Source organism: Streptomyces sp. NPDC050145 (genome assembly GCF_044460245.1).
Classification (GTDB): Bacteria; Actinomycetota; Actinomycetes; order Streptomycetales; family Streptomycetaceae; genus Streptomyces.
In genome coordinates, this window is sequence record NZ_JBITJS010000002.1 from 578425 (window position 1) to 595995 (window position 17571).

14 protein-coding genes and 1 tRNA gene are annotated in these 17571 nt (G+C 72.6%); 10 read left to right on the forward strand and 5 right to left on the reverse strand.

The genetic code is table 11. The features are described 5' to 3' along the window. Window positions 1–85: 85 nt before the first annotated feature. From ACIBTU_RS06170 to ACIBTU_RS06180, 3 genes are all read left to right on the forward strand, one after another. Complete coding sequence (locus tag ACIBTU_RS06170) at window positions 86–679, forward strand: small secreted protein (RefSeq protein ID WP_399124711.1); 594 nt, start codon at window positions 86–88, stop codon at window positions 677–679. Window positions 680–829: 150 nt separating this feature from the next. Continuing rightward, a complete protein-coding gene (locus ACIBTU_RS06175; protein WP_399124712.1) occupies window positions 830–2362 on the forward strand; it encodes a methyltransferase in 1533 nt (510 codons plus the stop codon). A gap of 111 nt (window positions 2363–2473) precedes the next feature. Then, the gene (locus ACIBTU_RS06180; RefSeq protein WP_399124713.1) at window positions 2474–2671 is read left to right on the forward strand and encodes a hypothetical protein; all 198 of its coding nucleotides are present in this window, start codon (window positions 2474–2476) and stop codon (window positions 2669–2671) included. Between the two features lie 94 nt (window positions 2672–2765). Here the strand turns inward: ACIBTU_RS06180 and ACIBTU_RS06185 are convergent, their stop codons facing one another. The 3 genes from ACIBTU_RS06185 to ACIBTU_RS06195 form a co-directional block, all read right to left on the reverse strand. Continuing rightward, window positions 2766–3050, reverse strand: coding sequence for a TM2 domain-containing protein (locus tag ACIBTU_RS06185; protein WP_399124714.1), 285 nt, complete (start codon window positions 3048–3050; stop codon window positions 2766–2768). 198 nt (window positions 3051–3248) lie between these two features. Further along, window positions 3249–3647 carry a DUF2752 domain-containing protein gene (locus ACIBTU_RS06190; RefSeq protein WP_399124715.1) on the reverse strand — a complete coding sequence of 133 codons (399 nt, stop codon included), beginning with the start codon at window positions 3645–3647 and terminating at the stop codon, window positions 3249–3251. Window positions 3648–3650: 3 nt separating this feature from the next. Continuing rightward, window positions 3651–4142 (reverse strand): NINE protein, encoded by a 492-nt coding sequence (locus ACIBTU_RS06195; protein WP_399124716.1) that lies wholly within the window; start codon window positions 4140–4142, stop codon window positions 3651–3653. Between the two features lie 419 nt (window positions 4143–4561). Between ACIBTU_RS06195 and topA the strand changes: the two genes are divergently transcribed. Together topA and tmk are read left to right on the forward strand one after the other, a co-directional pair. After that, window positions 4562–7390 (forward strand): type I DNA topoisomerase, encoded by a 2829-nt coding sequence (topA, locus tag ACIBTU_RS06200; protein ID WP_399124717.1) that lies wholly within the window; start codon window positions 4562–4564, stop codon window positions 7388–7390. A 160-nt stretch (window positions 7391–7550) separates the two neighbouring features. After that, a complete protein-coding gene (tmk, locus tag ACIBTU_RS06205; RefSeq protein WP_399124718.1) occupies window positions 7551–10658 on the forward strand; it encodes a dTMP kinase in 3108 nt (1035 codons plus the stop codon). Window positions 10659–10679: 21 nt separating this feature from the next. Here tmk and ACIBTU_RS06210 read toward each other — a convergent pair whose 3' ends face one another. After that, window positions 10680–11174 (reverse strand): GNAT family N-acetyltransferase, encoded by a 495-nt coding sequence (locus tag ACIBTU_RS06210; RefSeq protein ID WP_399124719.1) that lies wholly within the window; start codon window positions 11172–11174, stop codon window positions 10680–10682. Window positions 11175–11277: 103 nt separating this feature from the next. Between ACIBTU_RS06210 and ACIBTU_RS06215 the strand changes: the two genes are divergently transcribed. The 4 genes from ACIBTU_RS06215 (at window position 11278) to ACIBTU_RS06230 (ending at window position 15336) form a co-directional block, all read left to right on the forward strand. Continuing rightward, window positions 11278–12483, forward strand: a complete 1206-nt coding sequence (locus tag ACIBTU_RS06215; RefSeq protein WP_399124720.1) for a DNA polymerase III subunit delta' — start codon at window positions 11278–11280, stop codon at window positions 12481–12483. 286 nt (window positions 12484–12769) lie between these two features. After that, window positions 12770–14347 (forward strand): alpha/beta hydrolase, encoded by a 1578-nt coding sequence (locus tag ACIBTU_RS06220; RefSeq protein WP_399124721.1) that lies wholly within the window; start codon window positions 12770–12772, stop codon window positions 14345–14347. Between the two features lie 97 nt (window positions 14348–14444). Further along, window positions 14445–14518: transfer RNA gene (locus tag ACIBTU_RS06225), tRNA-Thr, on the forward strand. A gap of 251 nt (window positions 14519–14769) precedes the next feature. Then, entirely contained in the window at window positions 14770–15336 is a 567-nt protein-coding gene (locus ACIBTU_RS06230) for a Uma2 family endonuclease (RefSeq protein ID WP_399124722.1), read from the forward strand. Window positions 15337–15424: 88 nt separating this feature from the next. Here the strand turns inward: ACIBTU_RS06230 and ACIBTU_RS06235 are convergent, their stop codons facing one another. Then, window positions 15425–16513 (reverse strand): YeiH family protein, encoded by a 1089-nt coding sequence (locus ACIBTU_RS06235; protein WP_399124723.1) that lies wholly within the window; start codon window positions 16511–16513, stop codon window positions 15425–15427. Window positions 16514–16604: 91 nt separating this feature from the next. Here ACIBTU_RS06235 and ACIBTU_RS06240 point away from each other — a divergent pair, with 91 nt between their 5' ends. Continuing rightward, the gene (locus ACIBTU_RS06240) at window positions 16605–17561 is read left to right on the forward strand and encodes a LysR substrate-binding domain-containing protein (protein WP_399124724.1); all 957 of its coding nucleotides are present in this window, start codon (window positions 16605–16607) and stop codon (window positions 17559–17561) included. Window positions 17562–17571: the final 10 nt, after the last annotated feature.

Below are 17571 nucleotides of genomic sequence, written 5' to 3' on the forward strand. Positions count from 1 at the left end.
CCCTAATGGGGAAGAAACTGGTCATATCTAACGCCTCGCGTGCGCTGGTCGTGTGCTTGGCGTGTAAGTTCCGGGGCCGAGAGCCATGGAAGGGACCAATCCGGTGAACAAGAAGCTCGCGGCCGCACTGTCCGGCGGTGCGGTACTGGTACTGGCGCTGTCGGGCTGCAGCGGTGACGACAGCAACGAGGAGCTGAACGCCTGGGCCAAGCAGGTCTGTGACGCCCGGGTGGCACCGGCGAAGCAGATCCAGGCCGCCAACGACTCGATCCAGAAGGTGAGCTCGGAGAACAGCAAGCCGGAGGAGGTGCAGAAGGCCGACTCCAAGGCGTTCCAGGACCTCTCCGACGCGTACGGCGACATCGCCGACGCGGTCGAGAAGGCCGGCCCGCCGCCGGTCGACGACGGCAAGAAGAAGCAGCAGAACGCCGTCAAGGAGCTCGACGCCCTCTCCACGGGCTACGCCGACCTGAAGAAGAAGGTCGACGCGCTCGACACCGGTGACCAGGCCGCGTTCGCCAAGGGCCTGGAGGGCATCGGTGAAGGCCTGACGAAGCTCAGCCAGAACGGCGACAACGCCGTCGCCGAGCTGCAGGAGGGCGAGGTCGGCAAGGCCATGGAGAAGCAGGAAGGCTGCAAGAGCACGGCCGCGACGCCGTCCGCCTCCAAGAACTCCTGAGCTCTGGAGTTCCTGAGCTCAGGAATTCGTGAGTTCCTGAATTCCTGAGTTCCTGCGTCTCGGGCCGCCTCACCGGCCCCATACGCCTCACGACGCCCCCGGTGCCCCCGCGCGCCGGGGGCGTGGCCGTTCCCGGGTCACAATGGGACCGTGAGTCGTACCAGCCTGGACAATCTGCCCGCCGCCGACCGTTCCGACGTCGCGCTCGCCCTGCGCGACGCGCTGCTCAAAGCCGAGTTCACCGCCGATGGGCTGCTCGACCTGCTCGGGGCGCCCGCGTACGCGGCGCTCGCGCGCAGCGAGACCGTGCCCGCGCTGCGGGCGACGCGCGGCGAGAGCCCTCTGGAGGCGCTCGTCCGCCTCTTCCTGCTGCAGCAGCCCGTGCCGCGCACCCGCCTGGAGGCCGTGCTGCCCCTCGACGCGTGCGTGGCGAGCGGCTGGCTGCGCGAGACCGACGGCGCCGAAGTCGCGGCGACCGTCGACGTACGCCCCTACGGCGGCCCGGACGGCGAGGACTGGTTCATCGTGTCCGATCTCGGCTGCGCGGTCGGCGGCGCCGGCGGTATCGGCAGCCGCGAGGAGGGCGTCGTGCTCGGCGTCGGCGGCGCGTCGACCACGCTCGCCGGCATCACCGTGCGCACGCCGGTCGAGTCCGCCCTGGACCTCGGCACCGGCTCCGGCATCCAGGCGCTGCACGCGTCCCGGCACGCCACCAGGGTCACCGCCACCGACCTCAACTCCCGAGCGCTGCACATCACCGCGCTCACCCTCGCGCTGAGCGGGGTCCCGGCCGCCGAACTCTCCGAGGGCTCCCTGTACGAGCCGGTCGGCGAGGAGACGTACGACCTGGTCGTGTCGAACCCGCCGTTCGTCATCTCGCCCGGCGCCCGGCTCACGTACCGGGACGGCGGGATGAGCGGGGACGATCTGTGCCGCACGCTCGTTCAGCAGGCGGGGGAGCGACTGAACGAAGGGGGGTACGCCCAGTTCCTGGCCAACTGGCAGCACGTGGACGGCGAGGAGTGGCAGGAGCGGCTGCGCTCGTGGGTGCCGCGCGGCTGCGACGCCTGGGTGGTGCAGCGCGAGGTGCAGGACATCACGCAGTACGCCGAGCTGTGGCTGCGCGACGCCGGTGACCACCGCACCGACCCGGCCGAGTACGCGGCGCGCTACGACGCGTGGCTCGACGCGTTCGAGGAGGCCGGGGTGAGGGCCGTCGGCTTCGGCTGGATCACGCTCAGGAAGAGCGCGGCCGCCGCCGAGGAGCCGTCGATCACCGTCGAGGAGTGGCCGCACCCCGTCGAGCAGCCGCTCGGCGACACCGTGCGCGCCCACTTCGCACGGGTCGACTGGCTGCGGGCGAACGACGACGCGGCGCTGCTGGAGTCGGCGTTCAAGCTGTCCGGCGAGGTCGTGCAGGAGCAGGTCGGGCTGCCCGGCGCCGAGGACCCGGAGCACGTCGTGCTGCGCCAGGGACGCGGGATGCGCCGGGCCACGAAGGTGGACACCGTGGGCGCCGGGTTCGCGGGCGTGTGCGACGGGACGCTGAGCGCCGGGCGGATCCTGGACGCCATCGCGCAACTCATGGGCGAGGAGCCCGTGTTGCTGCGCGACCGCACGCCCGCGCAGATCCGCACGCTCGTCGAGCAGGGTTTCCTGGAGCCGGTGGCACTCGCCGGCTGACCGGACTTCGCCCCGCGCTGTACGGGAGTTCACCCGTGGTTTCCCCGCCCGTGCGAGCCTCGCGGCCCTGGGCACCCGCAGCGGTGCCGACTGCCGGGGGAGGCAAAGGCGATGGAGAGTACGCCTGCGGTGTTCGCGGGTGCCGTGTTCGCGCTGTTCGGGGCGGGGTTGCTGCTGTGGACGGGGGTGCGGTCCGCGCAGGGTGAGCCGGTCGCGGAAGGGGTGCGTCCGGTCGCCGCGGCGGTGCTCAGCGGCAGCGTCGGGCTGCTCGCGGTGCTGGCCGCGGTCTGGTGCTTCGGCCGGCTCTGACGTCGGTTCCGACGTCGGCTCGGTACGGGCCTTCGGCTACGACGACGCCCGCCCCGGTCGGAACCGGGGCGGGCGTCGGTGTGTGCGCGATGCGTCAGCGCAGGACGCGGCCCTGAGCGTCCGTACGGTCGTTGCTCGTGAGGAACAGGATGCCGTCGATGAAGCCCCACAGGCCGCCGGCGCCGCAGGTCAGGATCGAGACGACGAGCTGCCAGACACCGATCTTCGTGTCGCCCACGTAGAAGCGACCGACGCCGAACGAGCCCAGGAAGATGCCGAGCAGACCCGCGACGAGCTTCTGCTTGTCGGAGTACGGGCGGCCCTGCGGGTCGACGCCGAAGGGGGCCTCGGGCGTGGCGCCGGGGAAGGGCTGGGACATGGGAGTTGCTCCTAGGGACAGACTGAACAGACCCGGTTGCCGGGCTGTCTGAGCGGATGGCCGAGAGTGAACGCACCGGTGGGGACACGGCGGCACCTCGGACGGGTCCGAGCCTAGGTGCAGCGGGGGTCCTCGCGAGCGCCCGAGCCCTTTATTGTGGCGGGTTCGTGACCTTGCGCGGCCTGATGTGATGTGCCGTCACTTCAGGTTGCGCAGCACGCCCCAGGTGAGGGCGAGGCCGAGCAGGGCGAGCTGTGTGCGGGTGCCGGGGAGAGGCGGACGGCGGCGCCCGCGCAGGCCTGCGTAGAGCCAACTCCCCAGCAGCGCAACGGCGAAGGGGGTGGCCACGAGCAGGAGCGCATTGTCGTGCCAGGCGGTCGCGATGCGGCCGTGCAGCACGTCGTACGCCATGCGCGTACCGCCGCAACCCGGGCAGAGCAGCCCGGTGAGCGCCCGGAACGGGCAGACCGGCAGCAGATGGCCCGGCTCGTGCGGATCGGTGCCGTACAGGTAGACGGCTCCCGCGATCCCGGCGGCGAGCACCGTGAGTGGTGCTGCGACAGCCGGGATCCTTGGAGACGTGCGCAGGGAGGCCATGGATTACGGCCGCAGCGGGCGGCCCTGGGAGTCCGTCGTGTTGCTGCTGGCCAGCATGACGATGCCGTCGACGAAGCCCCACAGGCCGCCGATGCCGCAGCTGAGGACGCCGACGATCAGCTGGCCGACGGCGAGTCCGGTGTGACCCGTGTAGAAGCGGCCGACGCCGAAGGTGCCGAGGAAGATGCCGAGCAGGCCGGCGGTGAGCTTCTGCTTGTCCGAGTACGGGCGGCCGTACGGGTCGTAGCCGTACGGGGCGGACGGGTCGTACGCCGCCGGGACGCCCGGCTGCGGCTGGGCGTAGCCGCCGGCCGGGGCGGAGTTCGGGTACGGGTAGCCGTAGTTCGGCTGGCCGGGCTGGCCCGGGGCGGCGCCGTAGCCGGGCTGCGCGCCCTGCTGCGGGTAGCCGTAGGGGTCCTGCGGGGGCTGCTGCTGGCCGTACGGGTTGTTCGGGTCCTGCGGGGGCTGCTGGCCGTACGGGTTGCTGTCGGACATCAGGGGCTCCTGCGCGGTCGGGATGGCCTTCGGGGACGAGCCGGAGGCCCCCCGTGGCTCTGTCGACAGACTCCCGGGCTCCCCCAGCCACCCCCCATCCTGTCAGGAGGAGATAAAGGTGTGGAGCACGGGCGCCGGACCGGGGCGGAATGCAGCGCAATAGGGACGCTCGTGACAGGAACGTGGCACGCACAGTGATCTTCCGCTCACCCGGAGGCCGGGCGTCCGCTCGCCGGTCCGGGGGCAGGATCAAGAAGAGTCGGGTTACCGTTCCGAGTGGCTGCTGCGTGCTTTTCCCGTTTGACACACCGGCGGGAGGTACCGTCACACTCCGCAGCAGTGCCGCAGAAGCAGTGCGCCGCACACCGGACCCGACCGACCAGAACGGCCCGAACCGCCGACCGGAGAGAAGAGCGAAGTTGTCCCCGACCAGCGAGACCGCACAGGGCGGCCGCCGACTCGTCATCGTCGAGTCGCCCGCCAAGGCGAAGACGATCAAGGGCTACCTCGGCCCCGGATACGTCGTCGAAGCGAGCGTCGGGCACATCCGCGACCTGCCCAACGGCGCGGCGGAGGTCCCCGAGAAGTACACGGGTGAGGTCCGCCGCCTCGGCGTCGACGTGGAGCACGACTTCCAGCCCGTCTACGTCGTCAACAGCGACAAGAAGGCGCAGGTCAAGAAGCTCAAGGATCTCCTGAAGGACTCCGACGAGCTCTTCCTCGCCACCGATGAGGACCGCGAGGGCGAAGCCATCGCGTGGCACCTCCTGGAGGTCCTGAAGCCCAAGGTTCCCGTCCACCGGATGGTCTTCCACGAGATCACCAAGGACGCGATCCGCTCCGCCGTCGCCAACCCGCGCGAGCTCAACAAGCGCATGGTCGACGCCCAGGAGACCCGCCGCATCCTCGACCGCCTGTACGGCTACGAGGTCTCGCCGGTCCTGTGGAAGAAGGTCATGCCGCGCCTGTCGGCGGGCCGCGTCCAGTCGGTGGCCACCCGTCTCGTCGTCGAGCGGGAGCGCGAGCGCATCGCCTTCCGCTCCGCCGAGTACTGGGACCTGACCGGCACCTTCGCGACCGGCCGCGCCGGCGACCCGTCCGACCCGTCCTCGCTGGTCGCCCGCCTGAGCGCGGTCGACGGCAAGCGCATCGCCCAGGGCCGCGACTTCGACTCCCTCGGTCAGCTCAAGGCCGGCTCGGCGAACACGCTGCACCTGGACGAGGCGAACGCGCGAGCGCTCGCCGCCGCCCTGGAGAACACGTCGTTCGCGGTCCGCTCCGTCGAGTCCAAGCCGTACCGCCGCTCGCCGTACGCGCCGTTCCGCACCACGACGCTGCAGCAGGAGGCCTCGCGCAAGCTGGGCTTCGGCGCCAAGGCGACCATGCAGGTGGCCCAGAAGCTGTACGAGAACGGCTTCATCACCTACATGCGTACGGACTCCACGACGCTGTCCGACACGGCGGTGACCGCCGCCCGCACCCAGGTCACGCAGCTGTACGGGGCCGACTACCTGCCGGACAAGCCGCGCACCTACGCCGGCAAGGTCAAGAACGCGCAGGAGGCCCACGAGGCGATCCGCCCCTCCGGCGACCGCTTCCGCACGCCCGCCGAGACCGGCCTGACCGGCGACCAGTTCCGGCTCTACGAGCTGATCTGGAAGCGGACCGTCGCCTCCCAGATGAAGGACGCGGTCGGCAACAGCGTGACGGTGAAGATCGCCGGCACCTCCGCCGACGGCCGCGACACCGAGTTCAGCGCGTCCGGCAAGACGATCACCTTCCACGGCTTCCTCAAGGCCTACGTCGAGGGCGCGGACGACCCGAACGCGGAGCTGGACGACCGCGAGCGGCGCCTGCCGCAGGTCACCGAGGGCGACGCGCTGTCCGCCGAGGAGCTCACGGTCGACGGCCACGCCACCAAGGCGCCGGCCCGCTACACCGAGGCCTCCCTGGTCAAGGAGCTGGAAGAGCGCGAGATCGGCCGCCCGTCGACGTACGCGTCGATCATCGGCACCATCCTCGACCGCGGCTACGTGTTCAAGAAGGGCACGGCGCTCGTCCCGTCCTTCCTGTCCTTCGCCGTGGTCAACCTGCTCGAGAAGCACTTCGGCCGGCTCGTCGACTACGACTTCACCGCCCGGATGGAGGACGACCTCGACCGCATCGCGCGGGGCGAGGCCCAGTCCGTGCCGTGGCTCAAGCGCTTCTACTTCGGCGAGGGCGACGACTCCGGCTCCGCGTCCGACGCGGGCAACGGGGACGGCGACCACCTCGGCGGCCTCAAGGAGCTCGTGACGGACCTGGGCGCCATCGACGCCCGCGAGGTCTCGTCCTTCCCCGTGGGCAGCGGGATCGTGCTGCGTGTCGGCCGCTACGGCCCGTACATCGAGCGCGGCGAGCGCGACCAGGAGGGCTACCAGAAGGCCGACGTCTCCGACGACCTCGCGCCCGACGAGCTCTCGGTCGAGTACGCGGAGGAGCTGCTCGCCAAGCCGAGCGGCGACTTCGAGCTCGGCGCGGACCCCGTCTCCGGCAACCAGATCATCGCCCGGGACGGCCGCTACGGCCCCTACGTCACCGAGGTGCTCCCCGAGGGCACCCCGAAGACGGGGAAGAACGCGGTCAAGCCGCGCACGGCCTCCCTCTTCAAGTCGATGTCCATCGACACGGTCACCCTCGACGAGGCGCTCAAGCTGATGTCGCTGCCCCGCGTCGTCGGCACCGACGCCGAGGGCGTCGAGATCACCGCGCAGAACGGGCGGTACGGGCCGTACCTGAAGAAGGGCACGGACTCGCGCTCCCTGGAGACCGAGGACCAGCTCTTCGGCATCACGCTCGAAGAGGCCCTGGCGATCTACGCCCAGCCCAAGCAGCGCGGTCGCGCCGCCGCCAAGCCCCCGCTCAAGGAGCTCGGCGAGGACCCGGTCAGCGGCAAGCCCGTCGTCGTGAAGGACGGCCGTTTCGGCGCGTACGTCACCGACGGCGAGACGAACGCGACGCTGCGCGCGGCCGACTCCGTCGAGGACATCACGCCGGAGCGCGGCTACGAGCTGCTCGCCGAGAAGCGTGCCAAGGGCCCCGCCAAGAAGACGGCGAAGAAGGCCGCCGCCAAGAAGGCACCGGCCAAGAAGACCGCGGCCAAGAAGACGGCGGCGAAGAAGACGACGGCGGCGAAGAAGACCACCACCGCCAAGAAGACGACCGCGGCGAAGAAGACCGCGGCCAAGAAGGCGGCGCCCGCGGAGTAGGTCTCCGTAGGGCGAGTCATCGCGAAAGGGGTGCCCTGGAGGCGCCCCTTTTCGTGTTCCCGCCGGTGCCTTTTCCCGTTCCCGCCGGTGTCCTTCCTGCTCCCGGGCATTTGTTCGGGCAGGGGCCATGGCTGTCGGTGTGTCCCGATAGGCTGGACGAATGACCCGTGCCGAGCAGCCAACGGCCCCCCACACGGCCTCCGACGACGCCCTGGTGGCGGATTCCCGCGAGCGTGCCGTGCGCGCTCTGCTGCGTGTACCGCAGCTGAAGAGGCTGTGGTCCGCCCAGCTCGTCGGCGGGGTCGGTGACGTACTCGGGCTGCTCGTGCTCGTGGTGCTCGCCCTGCAGGCGGCCATCGCCCAGGAATCCTTCGGCGGCGGATACCGGGGCGTGGCCCTCGCCGTCGCCAGCGTGTTCGGGGCCCGGATCCTGTCCACGCTGCTGTTCGGCGCCGTGCTCCTCGGCCCCCTCACCGCCCTGACCACGCCCGGCGGCCCGCTCGACCGGCGCTGGACCATGGTCGGCGCCGACGGACTGCGCGCCGCCCTGCTGATCGTCGCCCCCCTGTGGATCGACTGGACGCCGGACAACGCTATGGCGCTGCTCCTCGTGACGGCCTTCGTCGCGGGCGTCGCCGAGCGGCTCTGGACCGTCGCCAAGGAGAGCGCGGCGCCCGCGCTGCTGCCCGCGCCGCCCCCGGAGGGCGCCGCGATCCGGCCGCTGCCCGACCACCTGGACGCCCTGCGCCGCCTCTCGCTGCGCACCACCTTCCTCGCCGTGCCGCTCGCGGCCGCCGCCCTCGTGCTCGTCACGCTCGTGCAGAACCTGATCGGCGCCGGCGTCGACTGGTTCTCGCTGCACCAGGCCGCGCTGTCCTCCTACGTGGGCGCGGGCCTGTTCGCCGCCTCCCTGTCCGTCGTCTTCTTCCTGGAGCTGCCGGACACGCAGACCCCGCGCGCCCGCTCGCCGCTCGAGGGCCTGCGCCGGCCCAAGACCGCGGCCGGCGTCGACAAGGGCCGCACCGGCGCCATCCCGCTGCTCGTCCTCGCCTGCGCCGCGATCGCCGGTGCGATCTCGGCCGCCGTCGCCGTCTCCGTGCTGCACGCCAAGGACCTGGGCGGCGGCCCCGTCACCTTCGGGCTGCTCGTGCTCGGCCTGACCGGCGGCACCGCCGTCGGCATCCGCACCGCGCCCGCCGTGCTCCCGGCGCTGTCCCGGCGCCGGCTGCTCGCCCTCGTCATCGCGCTGACCGGCATCGCCCTGCTCGCCGCCGGCCTCGTCCCGGACGTCACCACCGTCCTCCTCGTCGTCGCCCTCGCCGGCGTCACCGCGGGCATCGCGGCCCACACCGGGCACACCCTGCTCGACCAGGAGACCGAGGAGTACCGCAGGCCCCGCACCACCGAGCACCTCCAGGCCGTCGTACGGGTCTCCGTCGCGCTCGGCGTGCTGCTCGCCCCGGTCCTCGCCGGGCTCATCGGCCCGCACCGCCTGGAGAACGGCAAGTTCGTCTTCGCGCACGGCGGCGCCGCGTTCACGCTGATGCTGGTCGGCGCGCTGCTGCTGCCCGTCGCCGCGCTCGTCCTCGCCAAGACCGACGACCGCAGCGGCGTCCCGCTCCGCCACGACCTGCGCGACGCCCTCCTCGGGGGGAACGATCCGGCGCAGGCCCCCGCCGCGACCGGCTTCTTCATCGCCCTGGAGGGCGGCGACGGCGCCGGCAAGTCCACCCAGGCCGAGGCGCTCGCCGAGTGGATCCGCGCCAAGGGCCACGAGGTCGTCGTCACGCGCGAGCCCGGCGCGACCCCGGTCGGCAAGCGGCTGCGCTCGATCCTGCTCGACGTGTCGAGCGCCGGCCTGTCCCACCGGGCCGAGGCCCTCCTGTACGCGGCCGACCGCGCCGAGCACGTCGACACCGTCGTACGGCCCGCCCTGGAGCGCGGCGCCGTCGTCATCTCCGACCGCTACATCGACTCGTCCGTCGCCTACCAGGGCGCGGGCCGCGACCTGTCGCCCGTGGAGGTCGCCCGGATCAACCGCTGGGCCACCAGCGGCCTCGTCCCGCACCTGACCGTGCTGCTCGACGTCGACCCGGAGGCCGCGCGCGAGCGGTTCACCGAGGCGCCGGACCGGCTCGAGTCGGAGCCGATGGAGTTCCACGCGCGCGTGCGCTCCGGCTTCCTCACGCTGGCCGCCGCCGACGCCGGGCGCTACCTGGTGGTCGACGCGGGCCAGGAGCCCGAGGGCGTCACCACCGTCATCCGGCACCGCCTCGACCAGCTGCTGCCCCTCTCCGAGGCCGAGATCAAGGCCCAGGAAGAGGCCCGCAAGGCCGCCGAGGAAGAGGCGCGGCGCAAGGCCGAGGAAGAGGCCGCGCGCAAGGCCGAGGAGGAGCGCCTGGAGCGGGAGCGTCAGGAGCAGCTCGCCAAGCTGCGCGCCGAGGAGGAGGAGCGTCAGCGCCGCGAGCTGGAGGAGGCGCAGCGCGTCGAGGCCGAGCGCCAGGCGGAGGAGGCCCGGCAGCGCGCCGAGGAGGCCCGCCGCAAGGCCGAGGCGGAGCAGGCCCGTCTACTCGCCGAGGAGAAGGCACGCAAGGCCGAGGAGGAGCGCCGCCGCAAGGAGGCCGAGGAGGAGGCACGCCTTCGGGCCGAGGCCGAGGAGCGCCGCCTGGAGAAGCAGCGCAAGGCCGAGGAAGCGCTGCTGCGCGCGGAGGAGGCCCGCCGGCTCGCCGCGCAGGCGGCGCAGGCCGCCCAGCGCAGTGCGCACACGCCGACGACGAACCTGCGCAAGGTCGAGCTCCCGGAGTCCGGCCCCAAGGCGGCTCCGGCCGCGCCCCAGGTGTCCGAGGCCGCCCCTGACGTGCCGGACAACGAGACGACGGTCCCGACGCCGATCGTGCGGCCCGAAGCGGCCGGAGCGGACGCCGAGGAGACCACGGTCATGCCGAAGCCGCCCGTGCGGGAGGCCGAGGAGACGGCGCAGCTGCCGCGTCCGGCCGCCGACGAGACGGCCGTACTGCCGCAGATCCAGGAAACGTCCGACCGGGTCCCGCCGGGCTACTTCCGTGACGAGCGGCCCGCCGCGCGGGAGCGGGAGAACGAGCGCACGGCCGAACTGCCGCAGGTCGACGAGCAGGGCCGGCCGCGCCGCCCCCGCCCGGACTGGGCGGAGGAGACGCCGCTGGACGACCTGCCGTCCCTCGCGGACGAGCTGCTCGGGGGCCTGGACGACGAGCCCGAGGACGGGCGCGGGCGGCGCCGCCGGCGCTGAGACAGCGTGAGGGGTGGGGGCTCAGGTCAGCCTGAGCTCCACCCAGTCCACGGTGTCGCCGTCCAGCCGGTAGCGGTCGACCTCGGTCGTGAACCCGGTCCGCTCGGCGAAGCGCAGCCCCGCCGTGTTCGACGTCAGCACGACGGTCTCGACCGCCTCGGCGCCCAGCGCCCGCGCGGCGGCGAGCCCCCGCTCGTACAGCACGGTGCCGAAGCCCTGGCCGCGGTGCTCGGGCAGCACGCGCGAGATCACGGTGGCGGCGCCGCCGTCGCGGGGCGGCCGGACCGTCGAGCAGCCGACGGGGGTGCCGTCGGGGGCGTACGCGAGCTCCAGGACGTTGCGCCCGGCCCGCTCGCGGACGTCGTTCAGGGAGAGCAGCGCCGAGGCGACGGGCACGACGGTGTTGTGGATGTGACGCCAGTCGGCCAGCGCCCGGCTGTCATCGGGGCCGAGGGTCTCGACGCGCAGACCGCGCAGATCGCGTAGGTCGTTCGAACCGTTCCGTAGATCGCTCATGGGCTCATCCCATCGCGCGGAGCGCCGGGTTGTCAGCCGGAATTCGGGGGCTGTCAGTCGCGCCCGGCACAATGGCGGGAGGGCGAGGAAAGGGCGGTGGCGCATGACCGTGTGGGACGACCTGGTCGGTCAGGAGCGCGTGGCGGGGTCGCTGGACGCGGCCGCGCGGGACGCGGACGCCCTGGTGACGGCGGTGGCGCAGGGCACCGCGCCGCCCGCAGCGTCGAAGATGACCCACGCGTGGCTGTTCACGGGCCCGCCCGGCTCGGGGCGGGTCACGGCGGCGCGGGCGTTCGCCGCGGCGCTGCAGTGCGTGAGCCCCGACCGGGCGCTGGGCGGGGCGCCGGGCTGCGGTTTCTGCGACGGCTGCCACACGGCGCTGCTCGGCACGCACGCGGACGTGTCGACGGTGGCCGCGGTCGGCACGCAGATCCTCGCCGACGACATGCGCGACACGGTCCGCAAGTCGTACACGTCGCCGGCCGGCGGCCGCTGGCAGGTGATCCTCGTCGAGGACGCCGAGCGGCTGAACGAGAAGTCGGCGAACGCGGTGCTCAAGGCCGTCGAGGAGCCCGCTCCCCGCACGGTCTGGCTGCTGTGCGCGCCCTCCGTGGAGGACGTGCTGCCCACGATCCGTTCCCGCTGCCGCCTGCTCACCCTGTCGACCCCGGCGGTCGACGCCGTCGCCGACATGCTCGTACGGCGCGACGGCATCGAGCCCGAGGTCGCCGCCACGGTCGCGCGCGCCACCCAGGGCCACATCGACCGGGCCCGGCGGCTGGCCACGGACCCGCGCGCGCGGGAGCGCAGGGCCGCCGTCCTGAAGGTGCCGCTGCGCGTCGCCGACGTGGGCGGCTGTCTCAAGGCGGCCCAGGAGCTGGTCGACGCGGCGGCCGAGGACTCCAAGCAGCTCGCCGAGGAGGTCGACACGAAGGAGACCGAGGAGCTGAAGGCGGCGCTCGGCGCGCAGAGCGGCGGACGGATGCCGCGCGGCACCGCCGGCGTGATGAAGGACCTGGAGGACAAGCAGAAGCGCCGCCGTACGCGTTCGCAGCGGGACAGCCTCGACCTGGCCCTCACCGAGCTGACCGGGGTGTACCGGGACGTGCTCGCGCTGCAGCTCGGCTCGCGGGTGGCGCTGGCGAACGTGGACATCCAGGACACGCTGGAGCGCCTTGCCAGAGAGACGTCCCCGGAGTCGACCCTGCGCCGCGTCGAGGCGATCGCCGCGTGCCGCGAGGCCCTCGACCGCAATGTCGCTCCGCTGCTGGCGGTGGAGGCGATGACGATGGCTCTGCGCGCGGGCTGATCGGGCCGGGGGGGGGCTGAGGGTCGGTCGGCGGGTGCGGGCCGGTGGGGCTTCTCGCGCAGTTCCCCGCGCCCCTGAAATGCAGACCCTTCGGGTCGCATTTCCCCGAGACAGGTGCGGGGCGCCTGTTGCCGGGGGAAGGCGCGGCGAAGCCGCATGCCTTCCAGGGGCGCGGGGAACTGCGCGACCAGCCCCCACCGGAGCCGCGGCCGAAATCAAGCGGGCCCGCTCAGGACCGCCGGGTACGTAAAGTGACGGCCGGCGCGCGGAGCGTTACGCTCGCCCGATGCACTCCAGGCGCCTGACCCGACCCGCCCGCCGTCGACGATCCGCCCTGCTGGCCGCCGCCGCGGGCCTGCTGCTGACGGGCGTCTCGGCCTGTTCGCCGCAGCCCGCGGACTCCGCCGGCGCCTCGCTCACCGCCCTGCCCCGGTCCACGCCGCAGAGCCTGACCAGGTACTACGACCAGACCCTGAAGTGGCGCGAGTGCGGTGCCCCCGGCTTCGAGTGCGCCACGCTCAAGGCGCCGCTCGACTACGACAAGCCGGCCGCCGGGAACATCGACCTCGCCGTCTCCCGCAAGAAGGCCACCGGCCCCGGCAAGCGCCTCGGCTCCCTGCTGGTCAACCCGGGCGGCCCGGGCGGCTCGGCCGTCGGCTACCTCCAGTCGTACGCGGGCATCGGCTACCCCGAGGGGATCCGCGCCCGCTACGACATGGTCGCCGTCGACCCGCGCGGCGTCGCCCGCAGCGAGCCGGTGACCTGCCTCTCGGGGCGCGCCATGGACCGGTACACGCAGACCGACGCGACGCCGGACGACGCCGGTGAGCGGACGGAGCTGAGCGCGGCGTTCGAGGACTTCGCGCAGGGCTGCGAGACGCACGACCGGACCTCGCGGGAGGTGCTGCCGCACGTGTCGACCGTCGAGACGGCCCGCGACATGGACCTCGTACGGGCGGCCGTCGGCGACGAGAAGCTGAACTACGTGGGTGCCTCCTACGGCACGTTCCTCGGCGCGACCTACGCGGGGCTCTACCCGGAGCGGGTGGGCCGTCTGGTCCTCGACGGCGCGATGGACCCGTCGCTGTCGGCGCGCGAGCTGAACATGCAGCAGACCGCCGGCTTCGAGACCGCGTTCCAGTCCTTCGCGAAGGACTGTGTCGGCCGCTCCGACTGCCCGCTCGGCAAGGGCACCCCGGCGCAGGCCGGCGAACGCCTGAAGAAGTTCTTCACGGACCTCGACGCGAAGCCGCTGGACGCGGGCGACCCCGACGGGCGCAAGCTCGGCGAGTCCCTCGCGACGACGGGCGTGATCGCCGCGATGTACGACGAGGGCGCCTGGCCCCAGCTGCGCGACGCGCTCACCGCGGCCCTCTCCAAGAAGGACGGCGCCGGCCTGCTCGCCCTGTCCGACAGCTACTACGAGCGTGACCCGGACGGCTCGTACACGAACCTGATGTTCGCGAACGCCGCCGTGAACTGCCTGGACGCGCCCCCGGCGTTCACCTCGCCGGACGAGGTGGAGAAGTCCCTGCCCGACTTCGAGAAGGCGTCCCCGGTGTTCGGCGCGGGCCTCGCCTGGGCGTCGCTGAACTGCGCGTACTGGCCGGTGAAGCCGACCGGCGCCCCGCAGCGGATCACCGCCGAGGGCGCCGCCCCGATCGTCGTGGTCGGCACCACCCGCGACCCCGCGACCCCCTACCCCTGGGCCAAGTCCCTCGCCGCCCAGCTCTCCTCGGGCCGCCTCCTCACCTACGACGGCGACGGCCACACCGCGTACGGCCGCGGCAGCACCTGTATCGACGGAGCGATCGACCACTACCTCCTGACCGGCACCCCGCCGAAGGACGGAAAGCGCTGCTAGCGACCGCCCCGGCCCCCCGAAAAAGGGTGCGCGGAGCACTCCTGGGGACCGTGTAGGATTGGCGACGTTGCTGACGCACTCCGGTGCGCGCGGCGGCGCCGCCTTAGCTCAGATGGCCAGAGCAACGCACTCGTAATGCGTAGGTCTCGGGTTCGAATCCCGAAGGCGGCTCAGACACAGACCCCAGGTCGGATTCATCCGGCCTGGGGTTTTTTGTTGCTCGGGGCATGGCGAGTCGCACGGCCTTCGCGGCCTGGTCGACCTGCGCTCGTGTGATGCGGATGTGAGTACCCGAGTGCCTGCTGGACAGCCGGAGCACGCGTGGCAGCTGCTCTGGCGTCCGACGTGCTGGGGGAGCTGAGACAGTACGCTGAGTTCAGCGGGATCGGGACCGCCCCCGCATGATGTCCGGGAGGTGCGTCATGACTGCCGAGATGGCAGCCCCTGCGTGGATGCACGAGCAGATCACGGCGGAGCAGTACGACTCCTGGTCCGACGAGCAGTGTGCAGGGATCGAGATCGTCGACGGGATGGTTGTCGTGAGCCCCAGCGCCTCCAAGCGCCACAACCGGCTCGCTCGGATCCTGGCGAATGCCTTGGAGGCGGCTGCGGGGCCTGATTGGAACGCGGACACCGACTTCGACGTTCGCCTCCAGGACGTCCCGCTCACGAATCGGCGCCCGGACGTCGTGGTGTACCGCGCGGACACGATCGACATCACGCCCACCCGTCCTGAGCACGTGTTGCTGGTCGTTGAGGTTGTCTCACCGGGATCGGAGACCACCGACCGGATCGTGAAGACGGACCAGTACGCCAAGTCTGGTATCGCCTTCTATTGGAGGGTCGAGCAGGCGGTGACCGGCGTGCCTCTCGTGTACACCTACGTCCTCGATCCGGCCGCCAGGGCCTATCGGGACGGGGAAGTGTTCACCGGTGTCATCAAGGTCTCGGCGCCTTTCGCCGTGGAGGTCGACCTCAGCAGGATCTGATATCCCGAAGGTGCTCAGTTAAAGACCCCAGGTCGGATGCATCCGGCCTGGGGTTTTCTGTTGTCGTCAGGTTGTCGTGAGCTTGTGCTCAGGGTGTCGACAAGGCGGTGACTGATCCCGTCAGCAGCACCCCCGCGTACGACACCCCCGCCACCAGCACCCAGGACGCCAGCCCGAGCAGGGCCGTGCGGGTGCCGCCCGTGCGGGCGAGGGTGGGGAGGTGGACGGCGCTGCCGAGGCCGAACAGGGCGGCGGCCAGGAGGAGTTCCTGGGTGAAGGTGGCCGCGTCGAGGAGGGGGGCGCTGAGGAGGCCCGTGGTGCGCAGGGCGACCATCGCCAGGAAGCCCACGACGAACAGGGGGAGCAGCGTGGGGCGGGCGGTGGAGGTGGTGGGGTCGGCGCGGCGGCGGCTCAGGGCGACCCCCGCCACGAGAGGCGCCAGCATCGCGACCCGGATCAGTTTGACCAGGACGCCCTTGGTCAGGGCCTCGGGTCCGGCCGTCTGGGCGGTGGCGACGACCTGCCCGACGTCGTGGACGCTCGCGCCGACCCAGCGCCCGAACTCCGTGGGGTCCAGGCCGAGCGGGGTCCGCAGCAGGGGCAGTACGGCGATGGCGAGCGTGCCGCAGAGCGTGACCAGGGCGACCGAGGCGGCGACCTCCGCCTCGTGCCGCTCGTCGTTCCCGTCCTTGCCGAGCACGCCGCTGACCGCGCCGATCGCGGACGCGCCGCAGATCGAGTAACCCGTGGCGACCAGCAGCGACTGGTCGGCGGACAGCCCGATCCGGCGGCCCAGCCACTGCGTCCCGAAGAACGTGACCAGGACGACGCCGGCCACCATGGCGACCGCCTGCCAGCCGAGTTGGACCACGTCACTGAGGCTCAGTTTCAGGCCGAGCAACACGATGCCGAGCCGCATCAGCCGCTTGCCCGCCATCGACAGCCCGGGCCGCGCGGCACCCCGTACGAGGGGAGCGGTCACCGGCAGATGGGCCGCGGCGATGCCGAGCACCACGGCCGCGGTGAGCATCGGCACGGCGGGCAGCAGCCGGTGGATCCCGTACGCCACCGCGACTCCCGCCGCGGCGAGCGCGAGGCCCGGGGCGAGGCGCTCCGCGCGGGGGGCGGCGGGCGGCGCCGTCGTGCGGCGTGGGCGTGGCGGACCGATGAGAACCATGGATCTCAGCGTGCGCCGGGCCCGGGGAGCCCACTAGACGCGATCTTGTGGGCAGGTCATAGGGTTCGGCTATGACCGTACGAGCTCGCCGATGACCTCGGAGTCCGACCGCACCACCGACCGCACCATCGACCGAGCCGCCGACGGCACCCCGCGCCCGCTCCCCGACCTGCACGCCCTGCAACTGCTCGTCTGTGTCGCCGAGACCGGGAGCCTGGGCCGGGCCGCCGCGCGGCTGCGCATCAGCCAGCCGTCCGCGAGCGCCCGGATGCGGACGCTGGAGCGGCGTATGGGGCTGAAGCTGCTGGACCGTTCGACCTCGGGCTCGCGGCTCACGCCCGCCGGCGCCGTCGTCGGCGACTGGGCGCGCTCGCTGCTGGAACAGGCGGAGGCGCTCGTCGCGGGCGCCGCCGCGCTGCGGTCCCGGCAGGACCACCGGCTCCTGGTGACCGCGAGTCTGACCATCGCCGAGGAACTGCTGCCGGGCTGGCTGGTCGGGCTGCGCGAGGAGTCGCCCGACACGCACGTCGGGCTCACCGTCACCAACAGCTCCGGGGTGATCGAGGCGCTGCGCCGCGGCAGTTGCGACCTGGGCTTCGTCGAGGGGCCCTGGGTGCCGGACGACCTGCACCGCACGGTCGTCGGCCGCGACCGCCTCGCCGTGGTCGTGGCCCCGGGCCACCCCTGGACCCGGCGCCGCCGCCCGCTCACCGGCCGCGAACTCGCCGACACTCCCCTGCTGTTGAGGGAGCCCGGCTCCGGTTCCCGCGAGACCCTGGAGAAGGCGCTGCGCCCGTACGACGGCGTGGCCGTGCCGATACTCGAACTGGGCTCCACCGCGCCCCTGCGCAGCGCGGCCGCCCAGGGGCTGGCCCCCGCCGTGCTCTCCGCGCTGGCCGTCCAGGAGGACGTGGACCACGGCCGGCTGCGCGAGATCGAGGTCGATCCGGCGGTCCCGCTGCGCCGTCTGCTGCACGCGGTGTGGCTGAAGGGGCGTGAACTCCCCGAGGCGGCCGTGCGCCTGCTCGGAGTGGCCCAGGCTGCGTGAGACGCCCGCG